This is a genomic window from Pseudomonas sp. 01L34 (assembly GCF_056400265.1).
This window is the reverse complement of sequence record NZ_JBFTSX010000002.1, coordinates 526,865-552,961: the sequence shown is the minus strand read 5'-3', so window position 1 is coordinate 552,961 and position 26,097 is coordinate 526,865. Positions and strand designations below refer to the sequence as shown.

Here is a 26,097-nt window from a genome sequence, read left to right as displayed (position 1 = left end):
TCAGGCCGTTCCCACATTAGAAAGCCTGTTGTCTGAAGAAGCGCGGTCCACTGTGGGGGCGAGCCTGCTCGCGAAAGCGGTCTGACGGTTGTCGGCCTCGTCCGGAATGACACGATTTTGTCTTTTTTAGAAAAACTTCAAGCGGGGTATTGACTTAGCTTCGGTACCTGCGTAAATTTCGCGGCCTCAGAGATGCAAAGGGTGATTAGCTCAGCTGGGAGAGCGTCTGCCTTACAAGCAGAATGTCGGCGGTTCGATCCCGTCATCACCCACCAACTCTTGAGACTCTTGTGTAAGCAAGAGGGAAGCTGAAAAGCCTCCACCGACGCGCAGCGGTAGTTCAGTCGGTTAGAATACCGGCCTGTCACGCCGGGGGTCGCGGGTTCGAGTCCCGTCCGCTGCGCCATATTTTCCGAGTCAGGTTTACCCTGGTTCGAGATTGAAAAGCGAGATTGAAAAGTCTCGAAGTTTCAATCAGACGAGTTACTTGAGCGTCAGCTCAAAGCGATACGCAGCGGTAGTTCAGTCGGTTAGAATACCGGCCTGTCACGCCGGGGGTCGCGGGTTCGAGTCCCGTCCGCTGCGCCATATCTGCATCAAGGCCCACTGAACGCCTTGGAGCTACGAAGAAGGCCGTTGGCAATTTTCGAGTCGATAGCAAAGACCCTGGTCGAAAGACCGGGGTTTTTTGTGTCTGCGATTTGGCTTTTTCTTCTTTCGCGCCTTTGCGCTCTGATCCTTCTGCATCCAGCCTCGGCGCTACAACGGCCGAGTCACTTTGCGCGCCACTGACATCTGTTGGGCTTCGACGGCGACTTCGCTACAAGAAGTCGCCGCTCCTGAGTCGGTCGATCAGACCCCGAGCTTGTCCCGCAATCCGTAATACCAGGCGCCCAACGCAGCGAACGGTGTGCGCAGCAATTGCCCGCCGGGGAACGGGTAGTGGGGGAGGTCGGCGAAGGCGTCGAAGCGTTCAGCCTGACCACGCAATGCTTCGGCCAATACCTTGCCCGCCAGGTGCGTATACGTCACGCCGTGGCCACTGCAGCCCTGGGAGTAGTAGATGTTATCGCCCAGTCGCCCGACCTGAGGAAGACGCGACAGGGTCAGCAGGAAATTGCCGGTCCAGGCGTAATCGATCTTCACGTCTTTGAGTTGCGGGAAGGCCTTGAGCATCTTCGGTCGAATGATCGCCTCGATGTTCGCCGGGTCCCGCGCGCCATACACCACGCCGCCACCAAATATCAGGCGTTTGTCGGCGCTCAGGCGGTAGTAGTCGAGCAGGTAGTTACAGTCTTCGACGCAGTAGTCCTGAGGCAGCAGGCGCTTGGCCAATTCATCGCCCAAGGGTTCGGTGGTGATCACTTGAGTCCCGCAGGGCATCGACTTGGCCGCCAGCTCCGGCACCAGATTGCCGATGTACGCGTTGCCGGCGACGATGATGAACTTGGCCCTGACCTTGCCCTGAGGCGTATGCACCACCGGGTTGGCACTGCGCTCGATGCGCACTGCCGGCGATTGCTCGTAAATAGTGCCGCCCAACGACTCCACGGCTGCTGCTTCGCCCAAGGCAAGATTGAGTGGATGAATATGCCCGCCACTCATATCGAGCATGCCGCCGACATATTGATCGCAAGCCACTACCTCGCGGATGCGACGCTGATCCAACAGCTCAAGCTGCGTGTGACCGAAACGCTCCCACAGGCGCTTCTGAGACTCCAGATGGCCCATCTGCTTGTCGGTAATGGCGGCGAACACACCGCCATCCTTCAAGTCGCACTGGATATTATATTTGGCCACTCGTTCACGAATGATCCGCCCACCTTCGAACGCCATCTGCCCCAGCAACTGAGCTTGCTTGGGGCCGACGCTGCGCTCAATCACATCGATATCACGGCTGTAGCTGTTAACGATCTGGCCACCGTTGCGTCCCGACGCACCGAAACCGACCTTGGCGGCTTCCAGCACCGTAACCTTGAAACCGTTTTCCAGCAGGAACAGGGCAGAGGACAGGCCGGTGTAACCGGCGCCGATTACACAGACATCAGTCTCTACATCATCCTGCAAGGCCGGGCGCGCTGGCGCCGCATTGGCCGACGCGGCGTAATAGGACTCTGGGTAGGGAGTGTTCGCCATCCTGCAGCCTCTGTTTAATATATTTTACGAGTGCATTGATCCTACCCGAGTTAAAAATCGACCGCCAGCCACCGGAAAATCTTCTTTGCCACAGAGAAATTAAATATTTTGCATATTCATAGGGTTAGGTGAAAAAAAGGTGTTGACACCCCTCCGGAATTCCGTAGAATGCCGCCTCACAGCAGGCACGTAGCTCAGTTGGTTAGAGCACCACCTTGACATGGTGGGGGTCGTTGGTTCGAGTCCAATCGCGCCTACCAAACAAAATCCGCTCTGCTGGGCGGTCTGGAAGGGCTCACCGAAAGGTGGGCCCTTTTTTGTTGTCTACGATTTACCTGGCTTTTGCAAAATCCTCAAAAACGCCAACTCGGCGCCTTACTTCCAGTAAACACTGTTGCTGAACTAATACCGCCATAGCCGTCTACATTCTTCAGGGGGCATCCCCTTTCTGAGAGAACGGATATGTTTAGATCTCGCTCGTTGATCGCCGCTATGACGTGTCTTGCCTTGGTGTCTGGTTCCGTGACTGCATTGGCTGACCCCGGAAACGGGAAGGGCCAGGGAGGCGGCAAGGGAAATCCGCAATACAACCAGGACCATGGCAACTCCGGTCATGGCAACAAAGGGAAAGGTTCAGGAGGGGACGATTGGAGTCACGGCCCGAGCATCAACCACGGTAGCGTCCTTGGCATCGTCGGTGGATATCGCGACTACTGGAGCCCGGGGCCCGCCTTGCCGCCGGGTATTCAGAAAAACCTCGCGCGCGGGAAGCCGCTACCACCGGGGATCGCTAAAAAACTCGATGGCCGTCTGCTCGGCCAGCTTCCCCACTACGATGGCTATGAGTGGCAGCAGGCTGGCACTGACTTGATTTTGGTGGCCATCGCTACCGGGATCATCTACGAGGTGCTCAATGGTGCGTTCGATTGATGTGAGGGCGATAAATTTCAATCGCGCCCTTGCAGCATAACGATCAGAAAAATCACGGGAAGCGCTGTGCAGGTTCGATAGCTGCACATTGCCTGCCCACTGGTCGCCGGCCTTTGAACTGTGTGGGGCCGAATCGGTCAATTATTCCGTGCAATATCAACCTCCACGGAACCCCACCATGCTATTTAAAAACAAGAGTTTTGTTGCTGTCATGTCCTGCGTGATGATGCTTGCAGCCGCCCCGTTATTGCCCGCTGAACTGTCCACCATGAGCTCTGCCTACGCGAAGGGTGGCGGTAATGGCGGCGGCGGTGGCGGTGGTAACGGTGGTGGCAATGGCGGCGGTAACGGTGGTGGTCATGGTGGCATTGGCGGCAACGGCGGTTCCGGCCATTCCGGCGGCGTCAGTAGCAATGGCCGTGGCGCAGGCTTGAGTAGCGACCATGTCGGCCTTGGTGCTGGCTTGAGTGGCACCCATGTCGGTCGTGGTGCAGGCTTGAGCAGCGACCACGTCGGCCGTGGCGCAGGCTTGAGTGGCACCCATGTCGGCCGTGGCGCAGGCTTGAGCAGTGATCACGCCGGCAAAGCCGTCCGGGACCGTGGCGTCAATGGCAACCACTTTGGTAGCGAACGTAACAGTGACCGTGGCCATGGCGCAGTCACTTCGGGCATTGCGCATTCCAGGGACACGCGAGGAGTTGCCAAGGCCTCTGCCATTTCGGCCACTACGCCTGGCGATCACAACACGAAAGGGTTGAGCAGCGCTCGTACTTCGATCTCGAAACGACTGGATTAAGTCCAGGACTCTCAAAAACCGGGTATCCATCAGGAACCCGGTTTTTTTTCGCCTGCAATTTGCCCGATGGCGAGGTGCGGGAGATCAGCCCAGCTACATGCGTGAGCAAATCCGACACGATGGACTACTACTGTAAGGCTGATTCAACTTTGTCCTGATGGGAGTATGTCGATGCTGGCTCACTGGTTTCTGGCGGCGGTTCACCTCTTGGCCTTTGGTCTGGGTTTTTGGGCTGTACTGACCCGCGGTACGGCGTTACGTCGTCTGAGTGCCGGGGCAGGGGACGCTCGCCGTGTTTTGATTGCAGATAATCTGTGGGGGATCTCTGCAGTCACTCTGCTGATCACGGGTGGGCTACGAGCCATTGGCGGGTACGAAAAAGGCACTGATTACTATCTTCACCAACCCCTGTTTCATCTCAAGATGACGCTCTTGGTGGTCATCCTGTTGCTTGAGATTGCACCGATGGTGACGCTGATCAAATGGCGGATTGCGCTGGGGCGCGGCGCGGCTATCGATACCGGGCGCGCAACGCTGTTTGCCCGTATCAGTCATATCGAGGCGCTGTTGCTGGTGCTGATGGTCGTGGCGGCTACGGGCATGGCGCGTGGTGTGACGTTTGGCTAACCGGGCAGGGGAGCGCTCTTTCTCGCTGCAAATCCGAAACGTCTGACAGTCATGGCAGGAGCCAGGGCAGTAGTATCGGCTCCGTGTTGCGATGGCATCGCAAAGAGAGACGGAGCGCAGAACGATGCGGCACTTGAATCTTAGCCAGCCGTTACTCGAGGCAGAATGGGCTGGCTACTGACTGCAGCAGGATTCAGGGCGTTTGCGGCTTGTCCGGGGCGGTCAGGCCAGCCTGGATGCGTTGATAAATTTCTTCGCGATGCACCGCAACGTCTTTCGGGGCGTTGATGCCAATCCTGACTTGCTGGCCGCTAACGCCCAGGATGGTGATCGTAATGTCATCACCGATGTTTATGCTTTCACCGACTTTGCGGGTGAGTATCAGCATGGTTTTCTCCTTGATTGCTTTGTAGGGCACCTGATTCGGACAGTGCAGAGGTCGGTATTAGATATAGATTAGTGCGAAGTTTCACGGTTTGGGTGCCTCTTTCTGACGCGCAGATGCTGCATTAATTCCCAAGGTGTAACTATACAGAGGCCGCCACCATCATTCTCGTTGTTTTGAGCCCATTTTGCGGCACTCGGGATGGATCCATGGATGTTAAAATCGCCGCTTTAAGCATTCGGAGGAAAGCGTTGTGCGCAAAATGGTCTTGGTAATCGCGGTACTGACGCTGGCCGGATGCGGTGAGGATAAAGGGGTTGACGCTCAAAAGCCGCAACCGGCAGTCGCCTCCGTCCCCGCGGCGGTAACGGGCCCGCAGTGGGACGTCGAAGTGCGTGGCGAGACCCCCCAGGCGGTCAGTGACCTGAGCGGTTGGTTGATTGAGCACAGCTTCGTTCCCAACATCGTGAAGGAAAATGGAAAGGTTCGTATTCTGGTCGGGCCGTTCGGCTCGCAAGCCGAGGCGCAGGCGAGGCAAGCTGAAATAACGGCGGCGCTGACCCGGGCGAAAAAAATGAACATCGAATCGCTGATCGTCGAACACCCAACGGCTCAGTAACCGTCCTTTTCGCAACGCGCAGACCCGCATGCCGGGTGATGTGCCAGGGAAGCGATCTGCGAGGTCGCTTCCCTGATGATGCGTCGGCATAAACGTTACATCAAATTATTTTGCGGCAATCCCAGCAGGCTGGTCAGAGTGTTGATGATCGCTTGTTGCCGGGCACGGTCTGTCTGGTGCACGGCTTCCGCGGCGGCGACATCAGCATCGCAGTGGGGGCACGTCACTTCGTGTGCATGGATGTACTGCAAGCAGCCACGACACAGCGCCAGTTGCGGTGGAATACGTCCTTCGTCAGGCGATTTCTGGCCCTGGTTCGCCCAGGCCAGTTTGATCACCTGGCCGCTGTCGCTGACGCTGTTCACCTTCTCGCCGGTATCGATACGCTCGGTAATCAGATCAAAACGTCCGACGGCGAAGGAGGTTTTTGCCGCATCCTCGAGCTTGACGATGCGCTCGCGTAGCCCGCGTTTTTGCAGGTCCAGCGCGCGGTAATGGCAGTAGGGATTATTGCCGGGTTTGCCAAGCAGGGAGTGCGAGGTCCAGGTGCAGCCGCCACGGCAGACGTCGTTGTAGTAACAGCCTCGGCAGTAGCCCCACAGGTCGTCGACCGACCGCAGGCGGCCAAAGTGCATGCCTTCGCTGTAATGCCAGATATCGTGCAGGCTCATGTTGCGTACGTTGCCGCCCGAAAATCCAACCGTGGCCAATGACGGGCAACCCTTTACCGTGCCGTCGGCTTCCAGCGCCAGCACGGTCTGGCCGGCGGCGCAGCCGCTCCAGTGCACGCGCTCGTCGCCGAAGCCACGCCACATGTGCTCGTAAGGGCCGTAGTAACCGATGTTGTTGCCCACGTTCATCAGCAGGCCGCGATCAACCCCTTCGCGGTAGAGGCGCGCCAGCAACGGCATCACTTCCAGCAGTTGGTAGGGTTGCAACAGCAGCTCCGGGTGATCGACGGCATTGCCCATGGCGACCGTCAGCTGGATCTGCCAGTGAGTGGCGCCGAGGTCGATGATCAGGTCCATCAGCTCGGGCAAGTCGGGCAACGTGGCCGCGCCGATTTGTGTGTTGACGCTCACCGCAAGCCCGGACTGTTTGGCGCGTCGCAGGGTGTCCACCGCCTTGTCGAACGAGCCCGGAACATTGCGCACTGCGTCATGCAGTGGGGCCAGTCCATCCAGTGACACACCGACGCCATTGAGTCCGGCGTCCACCGCTGCCTGCATTTTCGCGGGCGTCAGGTTGCGCCCACCGGTTTGTATCGCGCAATACATGCCGTGATCGTGGATAGCCTGGATCAGTTGGGTCCAGTCCTTGCGCAAATAGGCTTCACCGCCGATCAGGGTGATCTCGCGGGTGCCGAGTGCCGCCAGGGAATCGATGACGTCAAGGCACTCCCGGGTGTTCAGTTCATCGGGGCGTCGATGGCCGGCGCGTGAGCCGCAATGCAAGCATTTGAGATCGCAAGCCAGAGTGATTTCCCAGACCACATGCACCGGCACGTAGCGTTTGAGGTCGGTTTCACTGAGGTAGCGGGCAGGGCGACTGTCTGACATGGGAAATCCTTGCGCACCAACGCGTGCGCGGCACGAATCCATCGAAGTGTTCGCGCCTTCCTTGAGTCAATGGCGCGACCGGATTTACCTTTTGTTGTTGGTCTATAGCGCGGAGTCTGTGGGAGCGGGCTTGCCTGCTCCCACAGGGGGGGGCGCTTAACTGCCCGGGGTTAGCGGGCCTCCAGGCGGGCGATTTCAGCGTTCAACTGCTCCAGAGCGCTGCGCAGGGCACCGCTGTTGGCCAATTGCTGTTCACCCTGGCTCACCACGGACTTCAGTTGCGCCAGGTCACCGCTGGTTTGCGCCTGCTGTACCGCGACGGCATAGAGCGGCACCGCATGGTGCGGATGCTCTGGGCGCTCAATCACTGGAGCCTGGCTGACAGCTGCGTGTTTCACGTAATGCCAGATACCCTGGTCCTGGTACTTGTAGTCGACATAACCGCTCGCCCAGTCGGCGCCTAAAATGCCTTTCAAGCCGAAAGTCTGGGCGATCTGGCTGAGAGGGCCGCTCGGGCTGCCCGCCAAGGTGAGGATGATGTGGTTTTCGGCCGTCGGCACCAGTTTGGCCTCGGAGTATTCACCCCATACACGGGCACGGAAGTTGAGAGGCGGATAGGTGCTTTGGAAAATGCTGGCAACCCCGCTGACTTTTTTCTTTACGGTATCTACCAGCAGATCCAGGGTTAAAACCGGTGCGCCCAATAGGTGACTACTGACATTCAGGCGGGTATGAAAAAGTCCGATTGACATGGTGCTACTCCCTTATTTGTATTCTGGACAACTCGGGCATGTTTCGTGAGCGGGTCAGCGGCGTTCCTGCCGGCTGATTTCGCCCTTGGCCGTTTCAAGCGCGCTCTGCAGTTGGGGTTGCTGATCCAGTTGTTGTTGGGCCAGGCGGGCCAGGTTTTTCATCTGGGCCAGGTCACCGCTGGCAATGGCACTTTGAATCGGTGCGGCGTACAGCGGCATGATCGGTGGATAGGCTGGAATGACCGGGCCGGGCTCCAAAGGCACTGATTTATAAGCGTTGGAGGGTACCGCCTCGACAAGATGAGCGGGAGCAGTGACCTGGACCCACCGTTCACCATTGAAGTACTCGTAATTGGCGACACCTTCTCTCCAGTCGCTATCGACCACCAGATGCAACTTGAAATTCACGATTGAGTTCGAGCCTGGGCCGCCGTTATTACCTTGAGCAGTGATCAGGATCTTGCTGACGCCAGGGCTCATGACCGTCAGGTAGGTGTATTCGCCCCAGACATCGGAGTGCACATCCAGTGGTGGGTTAGTGGCCTGAGTAATTTCGGCAGTGCCGCTTACCGTTTGATCTGGGGTAAAAACCAGAAGATTGAGTGCCAGGTTTTGTGCGCCGGCGGCCGAAGTGCCAATTCGGTAGCAGAGTGGGAACAAGCCGACAGGTTGCTGATTAGAACCAGACATAATTATTGCCTCCATTGCAATAAGGGGCGCGGAAATAGCTATCAGTGCTTTTCCAGGCGTGCGATTTCCTTAACCAACTGCTCGTAAGCAGTGTTTAGCTCTTTATTTTCTGGTGTGGATGCATCGCGTTGTTTCAACAGCGTCTTCATTTGCGGCAGGTCGCCTGCCTTGATCGCGCCTTGGATGGCCACCCCATAGGGGGGCATGCTATGGCGAGTTGAACTGCTCATAACGACTCCTTCCGTGGTATTTGCGGGCACTGCTGTCATCAGCAGTTTTTGCAGTTAAGCAGGCGCCGATAAATATGCAATGGGCTGTGCAAGAGTAATTTTTAATATCGTTTTATTTATCGCGGCGGGTGAGCAGTCGAGATATTTGATATTAAGATTGGCGATAAGTTAGTGCGATTCCTCATGAGTCCTTATTGTTTTTATCGCCATTGATGAAGAATGATGGGGCGGTCTGTAACGCCTCTGGACTGAGATGATTCAAACAGCACTGACCTTGCGCCCGAACCGTTCCCGATATACCGAAGGCGGCACGCCGACCACGCTGCGAAATGCCACCCGGAAACTCTCCACCGAGCGATAACCGCAGTGCTGGGCAATCTGGTCAGTGTTTTGATTCGTGCTCTCCAGCAGCTCGCGGGCCCGGGCCAGGCGTTCATGCTGCAGCCACGCTTTGGGCGGCATACCGCTGGCTTCGGTGAACCGCCGCAGAAACGTGCGCTCACTCATGGCCGCCTCGCTGGCGAGGTCGCGAACCTCCAGTGGTTCATGCAGACGTTCCCGCGCCCAGTGCATGACCCGCGACAGATCGCTGCGCGGCGTCGGGCTGACCGGTGACGGAATGAACTGTGCCTGGCCGCCGGTGCGTTGCGGCGACATCACCAACCGCCGGGCCACCGAGTTGGCCACCTGCGTGCTGAAATCCCGCGCGACCAGATGCAGGCAGGCATCGATGCCGGCGGCGCTGCCTGCCGAAGTGATCAACTGACCCGAATCGACATACAGCACGTCCGGATCCACCAGAATGTTCGGGAAGCGCTCGGCCAGTTCAGCGGTGTAGCGCCAATGGGTGGTGGCGCCGTGACCGTCCAGCAAACCGGTGGCCGCCAGTACGAATACCCCGGAACAGATCGACAGCAACCGCGCGCCTCGGGCATGGGCCTGGCGCAGCGCGGCGAGCAAGGGCTCCGGCACCGGTGCGCTGCGGTCGCGCCAGCCGGGGATGATGATGGTTCGGGCGCGCTCAAGCAGTTCCATCCCGCCGTCGGCCAGCACCTGAATGCCGCCCATGGCGCGCATCGGCCCTTGGTCGACGGCGACGATGCGGTGCTCGTACCAAGGGAAATCGAACTCTGGCCGCGCCAGGCCGAAGATCTCCACGGCAATGCCGAATTCGAAGGTACAGAGGCCGTCGTAGGCCAGAATCGCGACTAAACCTGGGGAGGGCTGCATTTGGCGGAAAATTCCCGGTGAGTGTCTTGTGCGCCACTGTAGCGGCAAGGCCGGAGCAGATAAAGTTTTCTCACACCCACTGAGACTTTGGAGTACAGCCCATGCCTAGCCTGGTTCGCGAGATTCCCGCAGCCCCGTCCGCCATAGCCCTGATGCACTTCAGCAATCGTCTGACCTTCGAAACCGATTGTTCCGACGTCTACAGCAGCCAAGAGGCCGGCGAGGTGGATTTTGTTCTGGTGGACGTGCGCGGACCGTTGGCGTTCGAACGCGGACATGTGCCAGGCGCGATCAACATCCCGAGTCGATTGATCACAGCTGATGGCTTGGCGGCCTATCCGAAGTCCACGCTGTTTGTGGTCTATTGCGCCGGACCTCACTGCAACGGCGCCAACAAGGCCGCGGTGAAACTGGCGGCGCTGGGTTACCCGGTCAAGGAGATGATCGGCGGGGTGACCGGGTGGCTGGATGAAGGGTTTGAGTTGAGTGTTGCGGTTGCTCACACCGCCAAGACAGTCATTGGTTGTGAATGCTGACGTTCAGATACAGGTGATCAAATGTGGCGAGGGGGCTTGCCCCGTTGGGTCGCGAAGCGGCCCCAAACCAGTCACTGCGATCCCCAAGGATTTACGACTGCTTCGCAGCCGAACGGGGGCAAGCCCCCTCGCCACAGGATACTGTCCACCATCCATCCAGCGTCACCCGCAACCAGTCAAACACCGTTGCATAGGCGACGCTGTCCTGTGGCTCCCGGGGCAGCGGTGATTCCTCGCCAAAGTGCTCATTGAGGATCGCCACCGATTCAGCATTCCATTCCGGGTGGAACTGCAACCCCACCCGCGTCGGGCCAACGCGATACATCTGCTGCTCACAAACCTGGCTGCTGGCCAGCAACTGCGCAGAGGGCGGCAGATCGATCGCGTCTTCGTGCCATTCCAGCACCTTCAGCGTCTGGCCATCGGCAAAGGTCACGGTAGTCCAGCCGGTTTCGGTGTGAGCCATCCGCCGCACATTGCCGCCCAGGCTCAGCGCCAGCAACTGCGCCCCCAGGCAAATCGCGAACACCGCCGCGCCCTGATCCAGGCTGCCCGCCAGCCACTGACGCTCTGTTTCCAGCCATACCGGCCCGGCACCTGATTCATAAGGCCCACCCAATAGAATCAGCGGTGTCGCGCTCACCGACGGCAACTGACCGAGGTCGGCGCGAAACACGTTCAGGGTAATGCCTCGGGACCGGGCCCATTCGGCAATGGCGCCGGGGCCTTCGGCAGGATGGTGCTGGATCAGATTCAGCGCGGGCATCACGTTTCTCTTGTGGGGGCGGTTGGCGGGTCAATGTGAGGCAAAAAAAGGTTCATCGCCAGTGCGACTCTTCGATCGGATCAGTACCCGAAAATGTGTAGGTTTTGTCTGAAGCAAAGGATTGTCCTACAGTCCTTGCACCACCTCGGAGCACACTTCAAGTGCGTCGAATCCCTCGGCTTCTTTTTTATAAGTATTTGTCGCCTAAACACAATTTGCCCTCCTGTAGCCGCTCTAGACTGCCGGCCACTTCGGTCTTCACTAGCCGAAAGTTGCCAATCGAAAGCTGCCAATAAAAGCCTCCGCACACAGGAGTTATAAATGAAGAAGCGAGTGATGTTCGGTGCCCTGGCACTGTCGATGTTGTCCCTGACCGCCGTGGCCGAAGACGCCAAACCGATTCGCCTCGGGATCGAAGCCGGTTACCCGCCATTCTCGATGAAAACCCCCGACGGCAAACTCACCGGTTTCGACGTGGACATCGGTGACGCGCTGTGTGAACAGATGAAAGTGAAGTGCACTTGGGTCGAGCAAGAGTTCGATGGCCTGATCCCGGCCCTGAAGGTCAAGAAAATCGACGCGATCCTGTCGTCCATGACCATCACCGACGACCGCAAGAAGAACGTCGATTTCACCATCAAGTACTACCACACCCCGGCGCGCTTCGTGATGAAGGAAGGCACCAACGTCAAGGATCCACTGACCGAGCTCAAGGGCAAGAAAGTGGGTGTACTGCGCGCCAGTACCCACGACCGCTTCGCCACCGAAGTGCTGGTGCCGGCCGGCATCGACCTGGTGCGTTATGGTTCCCAGCAGGAAGCCAACCTGGACATGGTTGCCGGTCGCCTTGACGCGATGCTGGCCGACTCGGTCAACCTGGACGACGGTTTCCTGAAAACCGATGCCGGTAAAGGCTTCGCGTTTGTCGGCCCGACCTACGAAGACGCCAAGTACTTCGGCGGTGGTGCCGGTATTGCCGTGCGCAAGGGCGATAAAGAGCTGGCAGACAAATTCAACACCGCCATCACTGAAATTCGCGCCAACGGCAAGTACAAGCAAGTGCAGGACAAGTACTTCAACTTCGATGTTTACGGCCATTAATACGCCGTAGAGAAGTGGCCACCGTGGATGCGGTGGCCATTTTTTCATGCTGGACTTTGTGGGTGCGGGCAGGCTTGCTCCCACAAGAATGGCCTCATCGCACAGATATTCAGGAGTCCCCATGCAACGCATCGATCATTCACTGCCCTGGAGCCATCTGGGGACTGAACGCACGCTCAGCGTGTTTCGTTATGGCGCGGGTACTCGCAAGGTTTACATCCAGGCCAGTCTGCACGCGGACGAACTGCCGGGCATGCGCACCGCCTGGGAGCTGAAGAAGCGTCTGGCCGAGCTCGAAACCCAGGGGCAACTTCAGGGCATCATCGAACTGGTGCCGGTGGCCAATCCCATCGGCCTCGATCAGCACCTGCAAGGCAGCCACATGGGTCGCTTCGAATTGGGCAGCGGCAAGAACTTCAACCGCTCGTTCGTTGAACTCAGCGCACCGGTGGCTGAGTTGATCGGCGATCAATTGGGGGGGGACGCCCAGGCCAACATCGTACTGATTCGCCAGACCATGGGGCAGGTGCTCGATGGTCTGCCGGCACCGCTTTCGCAATTGGAAGCCATGCACCGCTTGCTGCTGCGCCACGCCTGCGAGGCCGACATCACCCTCGACTTGCATTGCGATTTCGACGCGGCGATTCACCTGTATGCCTTGCCGCAGCATTGGCCGCAATGGCGCTCCCTGGCGGCTCGCCTGAAGGCCGGGGTGGCGTTGTTGTGTGAGGATTCCGGCGGCAGCTCTTTCGATGAGTCGTGCTCTACGCCGTGGTTGCGCCTGGCGCGGGCCTTTCCCGAGGCTGCGATCCCGCCGGCCAACCTGGCGACCACGCTGGAGCTGGGCAGCATGGGCGATACACGGGTCGATCAGGCCCAGGCCAATTGTGAGGCGATCCTGGGGTTCCTCGCTGAACAGGGTTTCATCACCGGCACCTGGCCGGAAGCGCCAAGCGAATGCTGTGAGGGCCTGCCGTTCGAAGGCACCGAGTACCTGTTTGCACCGCATCACGGGGTGGTCAGTTTCCTGCGCAATTCAGGTGAATGGGTGGAGCGGGGCGACGCGTTGTTTGAAGTAGTCGATCCATTGAGCGACCGGGCCACCACCGTGTGCGCCGGAACCAGCGGCGTGCTGTTTGCCATCGATCGCGGGCGCTACACGCAACCGGGCACCTGGCAGGCGAAAGTCGCCGGACGTGAGCCGATCCGGGTCGGGAAACTGGTCAACGACTGAGGTTCTGGCAGGACATTTTTCAGGGGGGGGGGCGGGGCCGCAGAGATCCGGACAAAGTTCGACATCCCGCCTCACAGTGTTAGGCTCTGCCCCGAATCCTGCGCGCTGTGAAGGAAGGTTTATGTTGAAGTTTCTCGCTCTGCTCACGCTCCTGGCGTCCACCGCCGTCCACGCTGAAATCCCGCTACACACCGATCTGCCGCTCAAGTACCTGGAACAGGCCAACGTTGAATCCCGTAACCAGCCCTTGGTGATTTTCCTGCACGGTTACGGCAGCAACGAGCAGGACCTGTTCGGCATCAAGGATGAATTGCCGCGGCAGTACACCTACCTGTCGGTGCGGGCGCCGATGACGTTGGAAGAGGGCAGTTACCAGTGGTTTCGCAAAAAGGGCGAGGGCGCCTATAACGGCGAGACTGACGACCTGAAAACCAGCCGCCAGGTGCTGCTGGATTTCGTCGCACAAGCGGCAAAGAAATATCACACTGAAACGGACAAGGTATTCCTGGTGGGTTTCAGCCAGGGCGCGATCATGTCCTATGAAGTCGCGTTGCGTCATCCCGAGGCGGTAGGCGGCATTGCGGCGTTGAGCGGGCGCATCCTGCCGGTGCTCAAGTCCGAACTCAAACCGGATGAAAAACGCCAGCCGCTGGCGATTTTCATCGGTCATGGCACCGCCGACAAACGCCTGCCCTACACCGACGGCACTGAGGCCGACAGCCTGTTGCAAAGCCTGTCACTCAAGCCCGAGTTCCATGCCTACGAAGGTATCGGCCACAGTATCAGCGCCACCGAGATGCAGGATTTGAGCGCCTGGTTGCAGCGCCTCAATCCCTGAGCCGGTCGGGTTTATTTGCCGGAGATGATCTGGTTCACCAGCGTTTCGTGGCCGGTTTTGTCGTTGGGGCGGGAGATGACCTGAATGATGGCCATGCGAGTGCCAGAGGCGGCCATCAGCGAGGTGTCGAGGGTCATGCCGCCGCCCTGGGTGGCGGTGCTGTCGATCTGTCGCAGGCCCAGCCCCGTGCCTTTTTGGGTCAGGCTTTTTTCGCTCAGCTTGTTGAAGTCCGGCAAGGCGTTGCGTTGCTCGGTGGCGAAGGCGGACACGGTGGCGTCGAGGAACTCACCGTCGTTGTCCTTGACGTTGGCGCCGCCGGGAATGGTGTTTTCGGCGGCGATCACCACGGTTTTAGTGGTCTGGTTGGTGTACATCGTGCCCGTCGCCCCGGCGGTACCGGTGGCCGCGTCGCCGGCGGGCAGCGGATTGGCGATGAAGCCCTTGGGCAGGGTGAAGGTGAACTTGCCGCCGAGCATCGAGACCTTCTGGGTCGGCGCTTTGTCGCTGGAAGTGGCCTTGGCCGCCTGCGCATTCAAGGCCCCCAGGCTGGCAGCCGCTGTCAGCAGCAGAACAACGGCTTTTTTACTCAATAATGACATTCAAACTCTCCGTGGGATGGTCGCGCTATGACGGCGATCATCCCACGGATCACGATTTGTAGCAGCAGCCTCGCAAGCTCGACAGCTGCTACACAAGGCGTGTGGTGATCATCGTTGCCGTTCGTTGAAACGATAAGGCGCCGGGCGCAATGCCCGTTGTTTAGTCACCAACAGCATCCCGAGCGAGGCGCCTATCCCCAATGCAAATCCCGTCCAGCCGAACCTCGGCAACGCCAACGCCAGCACCAGACAAAACGCCGCGAACGAATACATCCCGGTAGCTGTAGCCCGCAGCAACGCCGCCGTAAACGCTGGCCCGCGAGTCTGCTGGGAAAATACCGCCATCACACTGCCCAGCACCGGGAACACTGCGAGCAATCCGCTCCAGCGCTCGCCGACGGTGCTGGCCAGCAGCGTCACGGCCAACGTGAGCAGGGCGCCAGCCATCATGCGCAGCAGCAGTTTGTCGGATTTGGGCGCCGGGCCTGAAACGACGGGTTGCACCGAGGGAAACAGGTACGGCGCGGCCAGCAACGCGGTGGCGGCGGCGATCACCGAGAGCGCCAGCGATGGCGGGATCAGCGACAGCACAACAGCCACCGACGCCCAGACCAGCAGCGCCATCGTTAGCGCCCACGGCCAGCTCAAGCGTTGTGCGACCTGGGCATACGTCACGCAGAAGGCAATCATCGCGAACATGGCTGACAGCGCCGCCGTTGCCGCTTGAGCGGCGAACACATGGCCTTGCTCGATGGCGAGGAACAACAGAATCGGCCCGACCACCACCGGCAACCCCGACAGCCAACCGGCCACGCTTGGTCCCCAGCGTTTACCGGCCAGGGAAATCAGCAGCAGAAACCCCGGGATCACCAGCAGCTTGAGCATCAGCACGCACGCATCTCCATTTGTGTGAGCCGGTCACGTTAGCATTGCGGGCGATGGATTGCTTAAGGCGGTCTCTGCGCAAGCGTTGAGCGCCTACACCCGGGTGCGCGAAACGTCTAAGCTGCGCGCTCCCACCTGTTGACGGATGCTTGCGTGAAATTCAGTTTGCCCAAAGTCGGCACCGCGCCGTTTTGCCCACCGGAAGTGGCCGGCACGGTTGCCGTTGACCCTGGTGCTTCGTTCTACAAGCGCGTTCTGCGTTTTGCCGGCCCCGGTTTGCTGGTGTCCATCGGCTACATGGACCCGGGCAACTGGGCCACGGCCATCGAGGCCGGTTCGCGGTTTGGCTATAGCCTGTTGTTCGTGGTGTTGCTGGCGAGCATGGCGGGGATGGTGGTGCAGTGTTTGTGCTCGCGTCTGGGTATCGCCACCGGGCGCGACCTGGCGCAGTTATGCCGGGAGCGCTACAGCACGCGGACCGCACGGACCCAGTGGCTGCTGGCGGAAATTTCGATCATCGCCACCGACCTCGCCGAAGTGCTCGGCTGCGCCCTGGCGTTCCACTTGCTGTTGGGCTGTTCGCTGACGTTTGGCATTGCGCTCACCGCGTTCGACACGTTGCTGGTATTGGCCCTGCAAAACCGGGGTTTCCGCCGGTTGGAGGCGATCATGCTGGTGCTGGTGGGCACGATCGGCGCGTGTTTCTTTGTCGAACTGTGGCTGATCAAACCCTATTGGCCGGATGTCGCTCGCGGTTTCACACCGTCACTTTCGGCGATTGGCGATGCGGCGCCGTTGTACCTGGCCATCGGCATTCTCGGGGCCACGGTGATGCCGCATAACTTGTTCCTGCATACCTCGATCGTGCAGACGCGGATGATCGGCAAAGACCTGGCCAGCAAGCAGGACGCGGTCAAACTGGCGCGCATCGACACCATCGGCTCCCTGGCCCTGGCACTGCTGGTCAACGCGGCGATCCTGATTCTTGCTTCCGCGGCCTTCCACAAGACCGGGCACACCGACGTGGTGGACATCCAGGATGCCTATCACTTGCTCGATCCATTGGTGGGCGGGGCGTTGGCCAGCGTGTTGTTTGGTGTGGCGTTGCTGGCGTCGGGGCAGAGCTCGACCTTCACCGGCACCATCGCGGGCCAGGTGATCATGGAGGGCTACCTGAACCTGCGCTTGCCCTGCTGGCAACGGCGCTTGATCACTCGCGGGCTGGCGCTGATCCCGGCGTTTATCGGCGTGTGGCTGATGGGCGACGGGGCAATCGGCAAACTGCTGGTGTTGAGTCAGGTGGTACTCAGCCTGCAACTGCCATTCGCGTTGTACCCGTTGATTCGCATGACCAACGATCAGACGCTCATGGGGCCGTTTGTGAATCGGCTGCCAACTCGGGTGTTGGCGTGGGGATTGTTTACGGTAATCAGTGCGGCCAACAGCTGGTTGATTTTGCAGTTTGTGGGCTGAGTCATTCTTTTGATCTTCACCCCCGCTCAAACGCCTCAACCAGATAATCGATAAACACCCGGGTCTTGGCCGGCATCAACGTGCGGCTCGGGTAATACAGCGAGATCGATCCCGCGTCGGCATGCCAGTCCGGCAACAAGCGCAGCAGTTCGCCGTGCTGGATATGGGCGATGACATCGGGCGACACCAGCAGCGTCACACCAAGGCCGAGCAGGGCCGCTTCACGCATGGCGGCAGGGTCATTGAGCACGATGTTTTCACTCAGCTCGGCGCTGGCTTCATTGCCCACGCTATCCCGCATCACCCATTGGCGCACCCGCCCGGTGCGAATGCCGCGCATCACAATGCCGTTGTACTGAGCCAGGTCCGCCGGGCTGCTGGGCAGGGTGCGTCCGGCCATGTACGCCGGTGAGGCCACCGCCACCACATCCGCCGCTGCCAACGTCCGCGAGACGACCCCGGGTGTCAGCTCGAAACCGCCGCCGATGGCGGCGTCATACCCTTCGGCGATCAGATCGACCTGGCGGTTTTCAAAGTGCCATTCCAAGCGAATCAGCGGGTAGCGCGCCAGAAATTCCGGTAACAGCGGCAACACGTGGTCAATGCCGAACGTCGGCGCCAAGCTGACCTTGAGCACCCCCGCCGGCTCCCCGCGATCACTGGACACCGCACTGATCGCCGTCTGCAGCGCCTGCAGATTGCCGCCGATGCTGGCCAGAAAGCGTTCGCCGGCTTCGGTCAGTGACAGCTTGCGGGTCGAGCGCTGGAACAGCCGCACACCGATATTGCGTTCAAGCATCGCCACGTTGCGGCTGACGGCGGCGGGCGTCAGTGCGAGCAACCGTGCGGCGGCGGAGAAGCTGCCGGTTTCAGCGCTGCGCACGAAAGATTCGAGGTTGGCGAGTGTTTCCATCTCAGACACCTGATATTAATACTTGAAGATCATTCAACTCATTACCGTCTAATAAAGTAGTAATGGCAAGCGCAGTATTCACTCCACCAACCCACTACGGAGTGAACACCATGAGCACTATCGGAATCATCGGCGCCGGCGCCATCGGCACAGCCTTCGCCAAAGCATTGTCCCGTCAGGGCATTGAAGTCGTCATCGCCAACAGCCGCGGCCCGGAAACCCTGGCCTCACTGGTGGAAGAACTCGGGCCGACGGCGCGGGCCGGCACCCGTGAAGAAGCGGCCGCGCAGCCGATCGTTCTGGTCGCGGTGAACTGGTCGAAATTGCCAACGGCACTGGCCGGATTGCCGGATTTCGGCGGGCGGATTGTCATCGACGCGAACAATTCGATCGAGGCGCCATCGTTCAAAGCGGTGGATTTGCAGGGCCGTCCGTCCAGTGAAGTGTTTGCCGAATGGGTACCTGGCGCGCGGGTGGTCAAGGCCTTCAATCACCTTCAAGCGCATCTGCTTGAGAGTGATCCGGCGGCGGAGGGTGGGCGGCGAGTGTTGTTTCTTTCTGGTGACGATGCCGAGGCCAAGGCTCAAGTGGCAGCGCTGATCGAGCGATTGGGCTTCTTTGGAATCGATCTGGGCGAACTGAGTGTCGGGGCGCGGCTGGTGCAGTTCCCGGGCGGTCCGTTGCCGGTCTTGAACCTGGTGAAATTTGCCTGAGGGCCAGAGGTTTCCAGCCGTTGTGGTGAGGGGACTTGCCCGCGAAAGCGGTGTGTCAGGCGACATCAATGTTGACTGTGCCGCCGTCGTCGCGGGCAAGCCACGCTCCCACAGGTAACCGAGTGCTCTCGGGAGAATGCGGTCACCTGTGGGAGCGAGCCTGCTCGCGATGAACGACAACGCGGTCTCGGGCTAGCGCTCGATCGCCAATGCCACGCCCTGACCACCACCAATGCACAGGGTGGCCAGGCCTTTCTTGGCGTCACGCTTGATCATCTCGTGCAGCAAGGTCACCAGCACCCGGCAACCCGACGCTCCAATCGGATGACCCAGGGCAATCGCGCCACCGTTGACGTTGACCTTGCTCAGGTCCCATTCCAGGTCCTTGGCCACCGCCAGGGATTGCGCGGCGAAGGCTTCGTTGGCCTCGATCAGCTCCAGTTGATCGATGGACCAGCCGGCCTTGTCCAGGCAACGACGGGTGGCGCTGACCGGACCGATGCCCATGATCGCCGGGTCGACGCCCGCGTTGGCGTACGCGGCGATTTTCGCCAGCACCGGCAGGCCGAGGGCCTTGGCTTTTGCGGCGCTCATCAGGATCACCGCCGCGGCGCCGTCGTTCAGCGAAGAGGCGTTGCCGGCGGTCACCGAGCCGTCTTTCTTGAAGGCCGGTTTCAGTTTGCCCAGGGACTCGGCGGTGGTGCCGGCCCGCGGCTGTTCATCGGTGGCGAAGGCCAGTGGATCGCCCTTGCGCTGGGGGATCAGGATCGGGGTGATTTCATCGACGAAACGCCCGGCTTCGATGGCGGCCACGGCTTTTTGTTGCGAGGCGGCAGCGAAGGCGTCCTGGGCTTCACGGCTGATGCCGTACTTGTCCACCAGGTTCTCGGCGGTGATGCCCATGTGGTAATCGTTGAACGCATCCCACAAACCGTCGCTGATCATCGTGTCGACGATCTGGCTGTGGCCCATGCGCAGACCGGTGCGGGCACCCGGCAGCACGTAATTGGCCAGGCTCATGTTTTCCTGGCCACCGGCGATGATCACCTCGGCATCGCCGCAGCGAATCGCCTGCGCCGCCAGGTGCAGCGCTTTGAGGCCCGAGCCGCAGACCTTGTTCAGGGTCATGGCCGGTACGGTGTGGGGCAGGCCGGCCTTGATCGCAGCCTGGCGCGCAGGGTTTTGCCCGGCGCCGGCGGTCAATACCTGGCCCATGATCACTTCATCGACCTGCGCCGGGTCCAGATCGGTTTGCGCCAGCAACTGGCGGATCACCGCAGCACCGAGGTCCACCGCGGACACATTGGCCAACGCGCCCTGGAAACTGCCGATGGCAGTGCGAGTGGCAGCAACAATCACAACGTCTTGCATGGACGGATTCCTCACAGGGCAGCGAACTGCATTTCCGGGACGTGGTCAGGCACGATCAGTTTGCCGGCGGTCTTGGCGACGATTTCCTCAACGCTCACGCCTGGTGCGCGTTCCTTGAGGATGAACGCACCGTTGTGGATTTCCAAGTAGGCCAGGTCAGTCAGTACGCGTTTGATGCAACCGGCGCCGGTCAGCGGCAGGCTGCAGCGGGGCAGCAGTTTCGACTCACCGTCCTTGGAGGCGTGGGTCATGGTGACGATGATGTTGTCCGCACCGGCCACCAGGTCCATCGCGCCGCCCATGCCCTTGACCAGTTTGCCGGGGATCATCCAGGAGGCGATGTTGCCTTCGACGTCCACTTCGAACGCGCCGAGTACGGTCAGGTCGATGTGGCCACCACGGATCATCGCGAACGATTCGGCGGAGGAGAAAATCGATGCGCCGATACGCGCAGTCACGGTTTGCTTGCCGGCGTTGATCATGTCGGCGTCGACTTCGGCGTCGGTCGGAAAGGCGCCCATGCCGAGCAGGCCGTTTTCCGATTGCAGCATGACTTCCATGCCTTCGGGGATGTAGTTGGCGACCAGGGTCGGAATGCCGATGCCGAGGTTCACGTAGTAGCCGTCCTGCATTTCGCGGGCGACGCGCTGAGCCATTTGTTCGCGGGAAAGTGCCATTGTTGTTATTCCTTCATTCGGTCCGGGGGCAGGGGATCATTTACGCACGGTGCGCTGTTCGATGCGCTTTTCGAACGTGCCGCAAATGACCCGGTCGACGTAGATGCCAGGGGTGTGGATCTGCGACGGGTCCAGCTCGCCGGGTTCGACGATTTCTTCGACTTCGACCACGGTGATCTTGCCGGCAGTGGCGGCCAGCGGGTTGAAGTTCTGGGCGGTGTGGCGATAGACCACGTTACCGAAATGGTCGGCTTTCCAGCCTTTGACGATGGCGAAGTCACCGGTGATGGATTCTTCCATCAGGTACTGGCGGCCCTTGAATTCGCGCACTTCCTTGCCTTCAGCGACTGGAGTGCCGACGCCGGTGGCGGTGAAGAACGCCGGGATGCCGGCACCGCCTGCGCGCATTTTCTCGGCGAGGGTGCCTTGGGGGGTCAGGACGACTTCGATTTCGCCTTTAAGCAGTTGGTCTTCGAACAGTTTGTTCTCGCCGACGTAGGAGGCCACCACTTTGCGGATCTGCCGGTCCACCAGCAGCACGCCGAGACCGAACCCATCGACGCCACAGTTGTTGGAGACCACGGTGAGGTCACGGGTGCCCCGGTGCCGGATCTCGGCGATGAGGTTTTCCGGAATCCCGCACAGGCCGAAGCCGCCGGAGATCACGGTCATGCCGTCTTCAAGACCGGCCATCGCTTCCTCATAGGAATACACGCGCTTGTCGAACCCTGCCATATGCACCTCTTTTATTCTTTGTGGGCGGCTGGCTAGCCGGATGGGGAGGGAGTGTCTCGCCACAGGATTTATTTGTTAAGTTGATTTTTAAGGTTGATTGATAGATAAAACTCACCAATGAGTGCGCGCTATGTTGGAGACAGTGGCCATGACCGTTAAACAGATCCGCGCCTTCCTGGCCGTGGCCCAGAGTTTGAGCTTTGCCGTGGCTTGCGAACGGCTGCACCTGTCCCAGTCGGCGTTGAGCCTGACCATCAAGGCGCTGGAGGAGGGCCTGGGTGGGCGCCTGTTCACCCGCAATACCCGCAACGTCGCTCTGACCGCCGAGGGTGAATCGCTGCTGCCATTGGCTCGTCGGTTGATTGCGGATTGGGACAATGCCGAGGATGAACTGCGCCAACGTTTCACCCTTCAGCGCGGCCGCGTGACGCTGGCGGCGATGCCATCGTTTGCCGGCAACCTGCTGCCGCCGATCCTCAAGACCTTTCGCGCGCGTTATCCCAAGGTCAACGTCACGGTGAACGACGTGATCAACGAGCAGGTGTTGGAAATGGTCCGCGACCGCCAGGTGGAGCTGGGCGTGGCGTTTGAGCCGACCCAGAGTTCGTCGCTGCAATTTACCCCGTTGTACATCGACCGGTTTGTGGCGGTGGTGCCGCTTGATTCACCGCTGGCGGACTTGGGCTATATCGATTGGCAGACCTTGCTCAAGGAACCGTTCATTACCTTGCAGCGACCGTCCACGGTGCGGGTGATGCTCGAAGAGCATTTGCAAGCGCGGGGCATGAAATTGCCGGTGGAGTTTGAAAGTCATCAGTTGGCAACGGTCGGGCGGATGGTGGCCAGCGGACTGGGCGTGAGCGCGGTGCCAGCGTTGTGCGCCGGGCAGATGCGCGAGCTGGGCGCGCGTTGCATCACCCTGCGCGACCCGGTGGTGGAACGGGCGATCGGGGTGCTGACGACGGGGCAAGAACTGTCGGCAGCGGCGCAGGCGTTGTTCGATATTCTCAAGGCCGAAAACCTTGGCGAGCGTCTGAGCTGATCACGGTCACCTGTGGGGGCGGGCTTGTGTGGCGAGGGGGCTTGCCCCCGTTGGGGCGCGAAGCACCCCTAAAACCAATCACCGCGATCTTGGATTTAGAACGCGGTGACTGGTTTTACGACTGCTTCGCAGTCGAACGGGGGCAAGCCCCCTCGCCACACGAGCTCGCTCCCACAGAGATTGGGGTTTCGCCAGTCTGGGTGATGATCCTGCCCTTATTTACGCGCCTCCAGAATCAGGTTGAACGGCGTTTCCGTGGCTCGCCGGAACTGGGTGAACCCCGCCTCGGTGAAGACCTTGCGCAACCGTGCCTCGCCCGCCTGGGCACCGAGCCCGAGGCCGACCTCCTGGGACAGCGAGTTGGGTGTGCAGATAAAGGTCGAGGCGGCGTAGAACAGCCGTCCCACCGGGTTGGCGTTCTCGTCGAGCGTGTCGTTGGCGAAGGGCTCCACCAGCAGCACCGTGCCGTCGGGTTTGAGCGATTCATAGGCATGCTTTGCGGCGCCGACCGGGTCACCCATGTCGTGCAGGCAGTCGAAATAGCAGATCAGGTCATAGTCGTCGCCCGGATAGCTCTTGGCGGTGCCTTGGAAGAACCGCGCCCGACCGGACACGCCACCTTCTTCTGCGCGCTGGGTGGCGACGGTGATCGAGGGCGCGTGGTAATCAAAACCGACGAACCGCGACTCGGGGAAAGCCTGGGCCATGATCACGGTCGAGGCGCCGTGGCCGCAGCCGATGTCTGCCACTTTCGCGCCGGCTTCCAGTTTGGCGACCACCCCGTCGAGGGCTGGCAGCCACTCGCTGACCAGATGCGCCTTGTAGCCTGGGCGGAAGAACCGCTCGGTGCCGCTGAACATGCAAGGATGGTGATCGCCCCAGGGCAGGGCGCCGTTGCCGCGCATAGCGTTGACCAATTTGTCCTTGTCATGGAAAAACGACGCAACCACCGCCATACCGCCGGCTACATAAACCGGTGAGTCTTCGATCGCCAGCGCCAGGGCTTGCTCTTCGGGCAGGCGGAACTGGCCGTCGCGGTGTTCCATGTAACCGGAGGCGGCGTGGGCGCTGAGCCATTCACGCAGCAGGCGGGTGTTGCAGCCGGTCTTCGCGGCGAGTGTTTCGGGGGTGACGGGCTGACTGTCGGCCATGGCCCGGTACAGGCCGAGTTCTTCGCCGAGGATGACGTTGGCGAGCATCGCCGCGCCACCCATGTCGCTCACCAGTTTGCCCATGAAATCATTGAGTCTGGCCTCGTCCATCTTGTGTGCTCCTTCAGCAGGATCACAGCCCGCAGGCATTGTTTGTCGAGGCATGCGCCTGTGGGCGGTGATCGTGGGAATGAACAGGACGATAACCGCGTCCTGGCTCCCCCCTGCGGGGGTAATCAACAAGTCTAGTTCGTGTATCCCTCTGTATCTGGCTGCCTGTCCGATACAGTGCGCTGAGAAGAGGGGTGTTTGCGCACACAGACCCGACACACCGAGGCGTTTGACTGGGCCTGCCGGCCGGCACTGAGTGTTCAGGCGCTGGAGACCGGATCCCAGGATGAGATCGACACCATGCAAATTCCCCTCACATCTGCGCAGGCGACCGTCGGGCTAGGCTTGCGCCGCGGTTTGATGAAGGACCTTCAAGCAGCCTCGGCGGGCGCTTTCGACTTTCTGGAAGTCGCGCCGGAAAACTGGATCGGCTTCGGCGGCGCGCATGGCGCGGCGTTTCGTGCCCTGGCCGAGTGTTATCCGTTGTCCTGTCACGGCTTGTCCTTGTCGCTGGGCGGATCGGCGCCGCTGGACGTCGGGTTTCTGCGGGAAGTGCGGGTTTTCCTCGATCACTACAAGGTGCCGCTGTACAGCGAACACCTGAGCTACTGCAGCGATGACGGGCATCTTTACGATCTGCTGCCGTTGCCGTTTACCGAGGAAGCGGTGCATCACGTTGCCGCCCGAATTCGTCAGGCACAGGACATTCTCGGTCGGCGCCTGGCAGTGGAAAACGTCTCCTACTACGCCGCGCCGCAGCAGGACATGGACGAATTGACGTTCACCAACGCAGTGCTGCGCGAAGCCGATTGCGACCTGCTGCTGGACGTCAACAATGTCTACGTCAACTCGATCAATCACGGTTCTGATCCGCAAGCGTTTCTGGCGGGCATCGACACGGGGCGAGTGGTCGCGATGCATGTGGCGGGGCATTTTGACGAATCCGACACCCTGAAAATCGACACCCACGGCGCCTCGGTCAAACCGGTGGTCTGGGCTTTGCTGGCCGAGGCGTATGCGCGGTTCGGCGTACAGCCGACGCTGCTTGAGCGGGACTTCAACTACCCGGCGTTCTCTGAATTGGTCAGCGAGTTGCAGACCATCCGCCGACTGCAGCAGGAGGCTAACCATGGATAAGCCGACGCTATATCAGCAGCAAGACACCTTGACTCGTTACCTGCGCGATCCCGACCACTGCGCACCGCCTGCCGGGATGGATGTGGCACGGGCGCAGGTTTATCGCGACCTGGTGTTCTCCAATCTGTCGTCGTTGCTCAGCGGCACCTTTCCGGTGTTGGTGAGAATCCTGGGGGACAGTGACTGGCGTTCTCTGGTGCGAATCTTCCTGCGGGACTACCGCGCTCACACGCCAAAATTCGGCGAGATCGCCCGGGAGTTTGTCGAGTTCCTCGCATCGATGCCGCTGGCGCTGAACGATGGGCCGTGGCCACCGTTCATGGTCGAGCTGGCGCATTACGAATGGGTCGAAATGGCCCTGCAACAATCCGACGCCGAGCCGCTACCCGCCGGTGATGCAGGGCTGCTGCTGGATCAACCGTTGCAGGTTTCGCCACTGGCCTGGCCGTTGGCCTATGGCTGGCCGGTGCAAAAAGTGGGGCCGGATTATCGGCCGCAAGTGCCTCCGACTCAGCCGACGTTGCTGTTGGTGCGTCGGGCTGAAGACTGGAGTGTGCGCTTCTCTGAACTGAGCCCGTTGGCGTGGCGGTTGTTGCAGCGGATCGGGGAATTTCCTCAGCTCGATGGTCGGTCGCAACTGGAAGGGCTGGCGGTGGAGGCGGGGACGGCGGGGTCGCAGGCCTTTATCGATAGTGGATTGGCGTTGTTGCGGCAGATGCATGGGGAGGGGGTAATCGGCATAGCGGCCTTTAGTCGCTGCTAATCAGCGAATCGCCCTACATCCATTTCCACCTTTCCCGACTTCATTCCTGATCGATCCCCCGCAAAGTCTCGCGCGCCGAATTTCCTGCGCGAGGGATT

The 26,097-nt window shown here is 60.3% G+C and carries 28 protein-coding genes and 4 tRNA genes; 17 read left to right on the top strand and 15 right to left on the bottom strand.

Features of this window, described 5'->3' with window-relative positions; genetic code table 11:
• Positions 1-199 precede the first annotated feature (199 nt).
• From AC1DQM_RS07050 to AC1DQM_RS07040, 3 genes are all read left to right on the top strand, one after another.
• A tRNA-Val gene (locus tag AC1DQM_RS07050) sits at positions 200-275 on the top strand.
• 54 nt (positions 276-329) lie between these two features.
• A tRNA-Asp gene (locus AC1DQM_RS07045) sits at positions 330-406 on the top strand.
• 105 nt (positions 407-511) lie between these two features.
• Positions 512-588, top strand: a tRNA-Asp gene (locus AC1DQM_RS07040).
• A 264-nt stretch (positions 589-852) separates the two neighbouring features.
• Here AC1DQM_RS07040 and AC1DQM_RS07035 read toward each other — a convergent pair.
• Positions 853-2,136 carry an NAD(P)/FAD-dependent oxidoreductase gene (locus AC1DQM_RS07035; RefSeq protein ID WP_018928085.1) on the bottom strand — a complete coding sequence of 428 codons (1,284 nt, stop codon included), beginning with the start codon at positions 2,134-2,136 and terminating at the stop codon, positions 853-855.
• 183 nt (positions 2,137-2,319) lie between these two features.
• Here AC1DQM_RS07035 and AC1DQM_RS07030 point away from each other — a divergent pair.
• The 4 genes from AC1DQM_RS07030 (at position 2,320) to AC1DQM_RS07015 (ending at position 4,489) form a co-directional block, all read left to right on the top strand.
• A tRNA-Val gene (locus AC1DQM_RS07030) sits at positions 2,320-2,396 on the top strand.
• 202 nt (positions 2,397-2,598) lie between these two features.
• Positions 2,599-3,066, top strand: a complete 468-nt coding sequence (locus AC1DQM_RS07025) for an anti-virulence regulator CigR family protein (RefSeq protein WP_007935023.1) — start codon at positions 2,599-2,601, stop codon at positions 3,064-3,066.
• 178 nt (positions 3,067-3,244) lie between these two features.
• Entirely contained in the window at positions 3,245-3,862 is a 618-nt protein-coding gene (locus AC1DQM_RS07020; RefSeq protein ID WP_477745905.1) for a hypothetical protein, read from the top strand.
• Between the two features lie 171 nt (positions 3,863-4,033).
• Positions 4,034-4,489 (top strand): DUF2214 family protein, encoded by a 456-nt coding sequence (locus tag AC1DQM_RS07015; RefSeq protein ID WP_477745904.1) that lies wholly within the window; start codon positions 4,034-4,036, stop codon positions 4,487-4,489.
• A 193-nt stretch (positions 4,490-4,682) separates the two neighbouring features.
• Here AC1DQM_RS07015 and csrA read toward each other — a convergent pair whose 3' ends face one another.
• Positions 4,683-4,877: a carbon storage regulator CsrA gene (gene csrA / locus AC1DQM_RS07010; protein WP_007938114.1), complete on the bottom strand. Its 195-nt coding sequence runs from the start codon at positions 4,875-4,877 to the stop codon at positions 4,683-4,685.
• Between the two features lie 250 nt (positions 4,878-5,127).
• Between csrA and AC1DQM_RS07005 the strand changes: the two genes are divergently transcribed.
• Positions 5,128-5,493 (top strand): SPOR domain-containing protein, encoded by a 366-nt coding sequence (locus AC1DQM_RS07005; protein ID WP_477744439.1) that lies wholly within the window; start codon positions 5,128-5,130, stop codon positions 5,491-5,493.
• Positions 5,494-5,588: 95 nt separating this feature from the next.
• Here AC1DQM_RS07005 and AC1DQM_RS07000 read toward each other — a convergent pair whose 3' ends face one another.
• The 5 genes from AC1DQM_RS07000 to ftrA form a co-directional block, all read right to left on the bottom strand.
• The gene (locus tag AC1DQM_RS07000; RefSeq protein ID WP_305412005.1) at positions 5,589-7,052 is read right to left on the bottom strand and encodes a GDL motif peptide-associated radical SAM/SPASM maturase; all 1,464 of its coding nucleotides are present in this window, start codon (positions 7,050-7,052) and stop codon (positions 5,589-5,591) included.
• 170 nt (positions 7,053-7,222) lie between these two features.
• Positions 7,223-7,804 (bottom strand): DUF1842 domain-containing protein, encoded by a 582-nt coding sequence (locus AC1DQM_RS06995; RefSeq protein WP_018928079.1) that lies wholly within the window; start codon positions 7,802-7,804, stop codon positions 7,223-7,225.
• 54 nt (positions 7,805-7,858) lie between these two features.
• Positions 7,859-8,494, bottom strand: a complete 636-nt coding sequence (locus AC1DQM_RS06990) for a DUF1842 domain-containing protein (protein ID WP_477744440.1) — start codon at positions 8,492-8,494, stop codon at positions 7,859-7,861.
• Between the two features lie 41 nt (positions 8,495-8,535).
• Complete coding sequence (locus AC1DQM_RS06985; protein ID WP_477744441.1) at positions 8,536-8,724, bottom strand: DUF1843 domain-containing protein; 189 nt, start codon at positions 8,722-8,724, stop codon at positions 8,536-8,538.
• A 258-nt stretch (positions 8,725-8,982) separates the two neighbouring features.
• The gene (gene ftrA / locus AC1DQM_RS06980) at positions 8,983-9,954 is read right to left on the bottom strand and encodes a transcriptional regulator FtrA (protein ID WP_477745903.1); all 972 of its coding nucleotides are present in this window, start codon (positions 9,952-9,954) and stop codon (positions 8,983-8,985) included.
• A 101-nt stretch (positions 9,955-10,055) separates the two neighbouring features.
• On the opposite strand from ftrA, the gene AC1DQM_RS06975 reads away from it, so the two are divergent.
• Complete coding sequence (locus AC1DQM_RS06975) at positions 10,056-10,490, top strand: rhodanese-like domain-containing protein (protein WP_477744443.1); 435 nt, start codon at positions 10,056-10,058, stop codon at positions 10,488-10,490.
• 91 nt (positions 10,491-10,581) lie between these two features.
• Here AC1DQM_RS06975 and AC1DQM_RS06970 read toward each other — a convergent pair whose 3' ends face one another.
• Complete coding sequence (locus AC1DQM_RS06970; protein WP_477745902.1) at positions 10,582-11,256, bottom strand: type 1 glutamine amidotransferase; 675 nt, start codon at positions 11,254-11,256, stop codon at positions 10,582-10,584.
• 321 nt (positions 11,257-11,577) lie between these two features.
• On the opposite strand from AC1DQM_RS06970, the gene AC1DQM_RS06965 reads away from it, so the two are divergent.
• The 3 genes from AC1DQM_RS06965 to AC1DQM_RS06955 all read left to right on the top strand — a co-directional run bounded on the left by AC1DQM_RS06965 (position 11,578) and on the right by AC1DQM_RS06955 (position 14,429).
• Entirely contained in the window at positions 11,578-12,357 is a 780-nt protein-coding gene (locus AC1DQM_RS06965) for an ABC transporter substrate-binding protein (RefSeq protein ID WP_018928073.1), read from the top strand.
• A gap of 121 nt (positions 12,358-12,478) precedes the next feature.
• Positions 12,479-13,591 (top strand): succinylglutamate desuccinylase/aspartoacylase family protein, encoded by a 1,113-nt coding sequence (locus AC1DQM_RS06960; RefSeq protein WP_457326972.1) that lies wholly within the window; start codon positions 12,479-12,481, stop codon positions 13,589-13,591.
• A 121-nt stretch (positions 13,592-13,712) separates the two neighbouring features.
• Positions 13,713-14,429, top strand: coding sequence for an alpha/beta hydrolase (locus tag AC1DQM_RS06955; protein ID WP_477745901.1), 717 nt, complete (start codon positions 13,713-13,715; stop codon positions 14,427-14,429).
• Between the two features lie 11 nt (positions 14,430-14,440).
• On the opposite strand, the gene AC1DQM_RS06950 is transcribed toward AC1DQM_RS06955, so the two are convergent.
• Positions 14,441-15,028, bottom strand: coding sequence for a DcrB/PsbP domain-containing protein (locus AC1DQM_RS06950; protein ID WP_477745900.1), 588 nt, complete (start codon positions 15,026-15,028; stop codon positions 14,441-14,443).
• Positions 15,029-15,136: 108 nt separating this feature from the next.
• Positions 15,137-15,919 (bottom strand): hypothetical protein, encoded by a 783-nt coding sequence (locus AC1DQM_RS06945; RefSeq protein ID WP_477745899.1) that lies wholly within the window; start codon positions 15,917-15,919, stop codon positions 15,137-15,139.
• Positions 15,920-16,066: 147 nt separating this feature from the next.
• Between AC1DQM_RS06945 and AC1DQM_RS06940 the strand changes: the two genes are divergently transcribed.
• Positions 16,067-17,386 carry an Nramp family divalent metal transporter gene (locus AC1DQM_RS06940; RefSeq protein WP_018928068.1) on the top strand — a complete coding sequence of 440 codons (1,320 nt, stop codon included), beginning with the start codon at positions 16,067-16,069 and terminating at the stop codon, positions 17,384-17,386.
• Between the two features lie 16 nt (positions 17,387-17,402).
• Here the strand turns inward: AC1DQM_RS06940 and AC1DQM_RS06935 are convergent, their stop codons facing one another.
• Positions 17,403-18,299: a LysR family transcriptional regulator gene (locus AC1DQM_RS06935; protein ID WP_018928067.1), complete on the bottom strand. Its 897-nt coding sequence runs from the start codon at positions 18,297-18,299 to the stop codon at positions 17,403-17,405.
• 110 nt (positions 18,300-18,409) lie between these two features.
• On the opposite strand from AC1DQM_RS06935, the gene AC1DQM_RS06930 reads away from it, so the two are divergent.
• Positions 18,410-19,012, top strand: a complete 603-nt coding sequence (locus tag AC1DQM_RS06930; protein ID WP_018928066.1) for an NADPH-dependent F420 reductase — start codon at positions 18,410-18,412, stop codon at positions 19,010-19,012.
• Positions 19,013-19,204: 192 nt separating this feature from the next.
• Here AC1DQM_RS06930 and AC1DQM_RS06925 read toward each other — a convergent pair whose 3' ends face one another.
• Genes AC1DQM_RS06925 through AC1DQM_RS06915 form a run of 3 tightly spaced genes read right to left on the bottom strand, consistent with a single transcriptional unit; the run spans position 19,205 to position 21,795 of the window.
• Positions 19,205-20,383 (bottom strand): acetyl-CoA C-acetyltransferase, encoded by a 1,179-nt coding sequence (locus tag AC1DQM_RS06925; RefSeq protein WP_019649315.1) that lies wholly within the window; start codon positions 20,381-20,383, stop codon positions 19,205-19,207.
• An 11-nt stretch (positions 20,384-20,394) separates the two neighbouring features.
• On the bottom strand, positions 20,395-21,060 hold the full coding sequence (locus AC1DQM_RS06920; protein WP_019649314.1) for a CoA transferase subunit B: 666 nt from the start codon (positions 21,058-21,060) through the stop codon (positions 20,395-20,397).
• A 36-nt stretch (positions 21,061-21,096) separates the two neighbouring features.
• Entirely contained in the window at positions 21,097-21,795 is a 699-nt protein-coding gene (locus AC1DQM_RS06915; RefSeq protein WP_477745898.1) for a CoA transferase subunit A, read from the bottom strand.
• 148 nt (positions 21,796-21,943) lie between these two features.
• On the opposite strand from AC1DQM_RS06915, the gene AC1DQM_RS06910 reads away from it, so the two are divergent.
• Entirely contained in the window at positions 21,944-22,837 is an 894-nt protein-coding gene (locus AC1DQM_RS06910; RefSeq protein ID WP_477745897.1) for a LysR substrate-binding domain-containing protein, read from the top strand.
• A 215-nt stretch (positions 22,838-23,052) separates the two neighbouring features.
• Here AC1DQM_RS06910 and AC1DQM_RS06905 read toward each other — a convergent pair whose 3' ends face one another.
• On the bottom strand, positions 23,053-24,099 hold the full coding sequence (locus AC1DQM_RS06905; protein ID WP_086945472.1) for a class I SAM-dependent methyltransferase: 1,047 nt from the start codon (positions 24,097-24,099) through the stop codon (positions 23,053-23,055).
• Between the two features lie 300 nt (positions 24,100-24,399).
• On the opposite strand from AC1DQM_RS06905, the gene AC1DQM_RS06900 reads away from it, so the two are divergent.
• Positions 24,400-25,236 carry an HvfB family MNIO-type RiPP peptide maturase gene (locus AC1DQM_RS06900; RefSeq protein ID WP_477746016.1) on the top strand — a complete coding sequence of 279 codons (837 nt, stop codon included), beginning with the start codon at positions 24,400-24,402 and terminating at the stop codon, positions 25,234-25,236.
• Positions 25,229-25,999 (top strand): HvfC family RiPP maturation protein, encoded by a 771-nt coding sequence (locus AC1DQM_RS06895; protein WP_477745896.1) that lies wholly within the window; start codon positions 25,229-25,231, stop codon positions 25,997-25,999. Before AC1DQM_RS06900 ends, AC1DQM_RS06895 begins: the two co-directional genes overlap by 8 nt.
• Positions 26,000-26,097 lie beyond the last annotated feature (98 nt).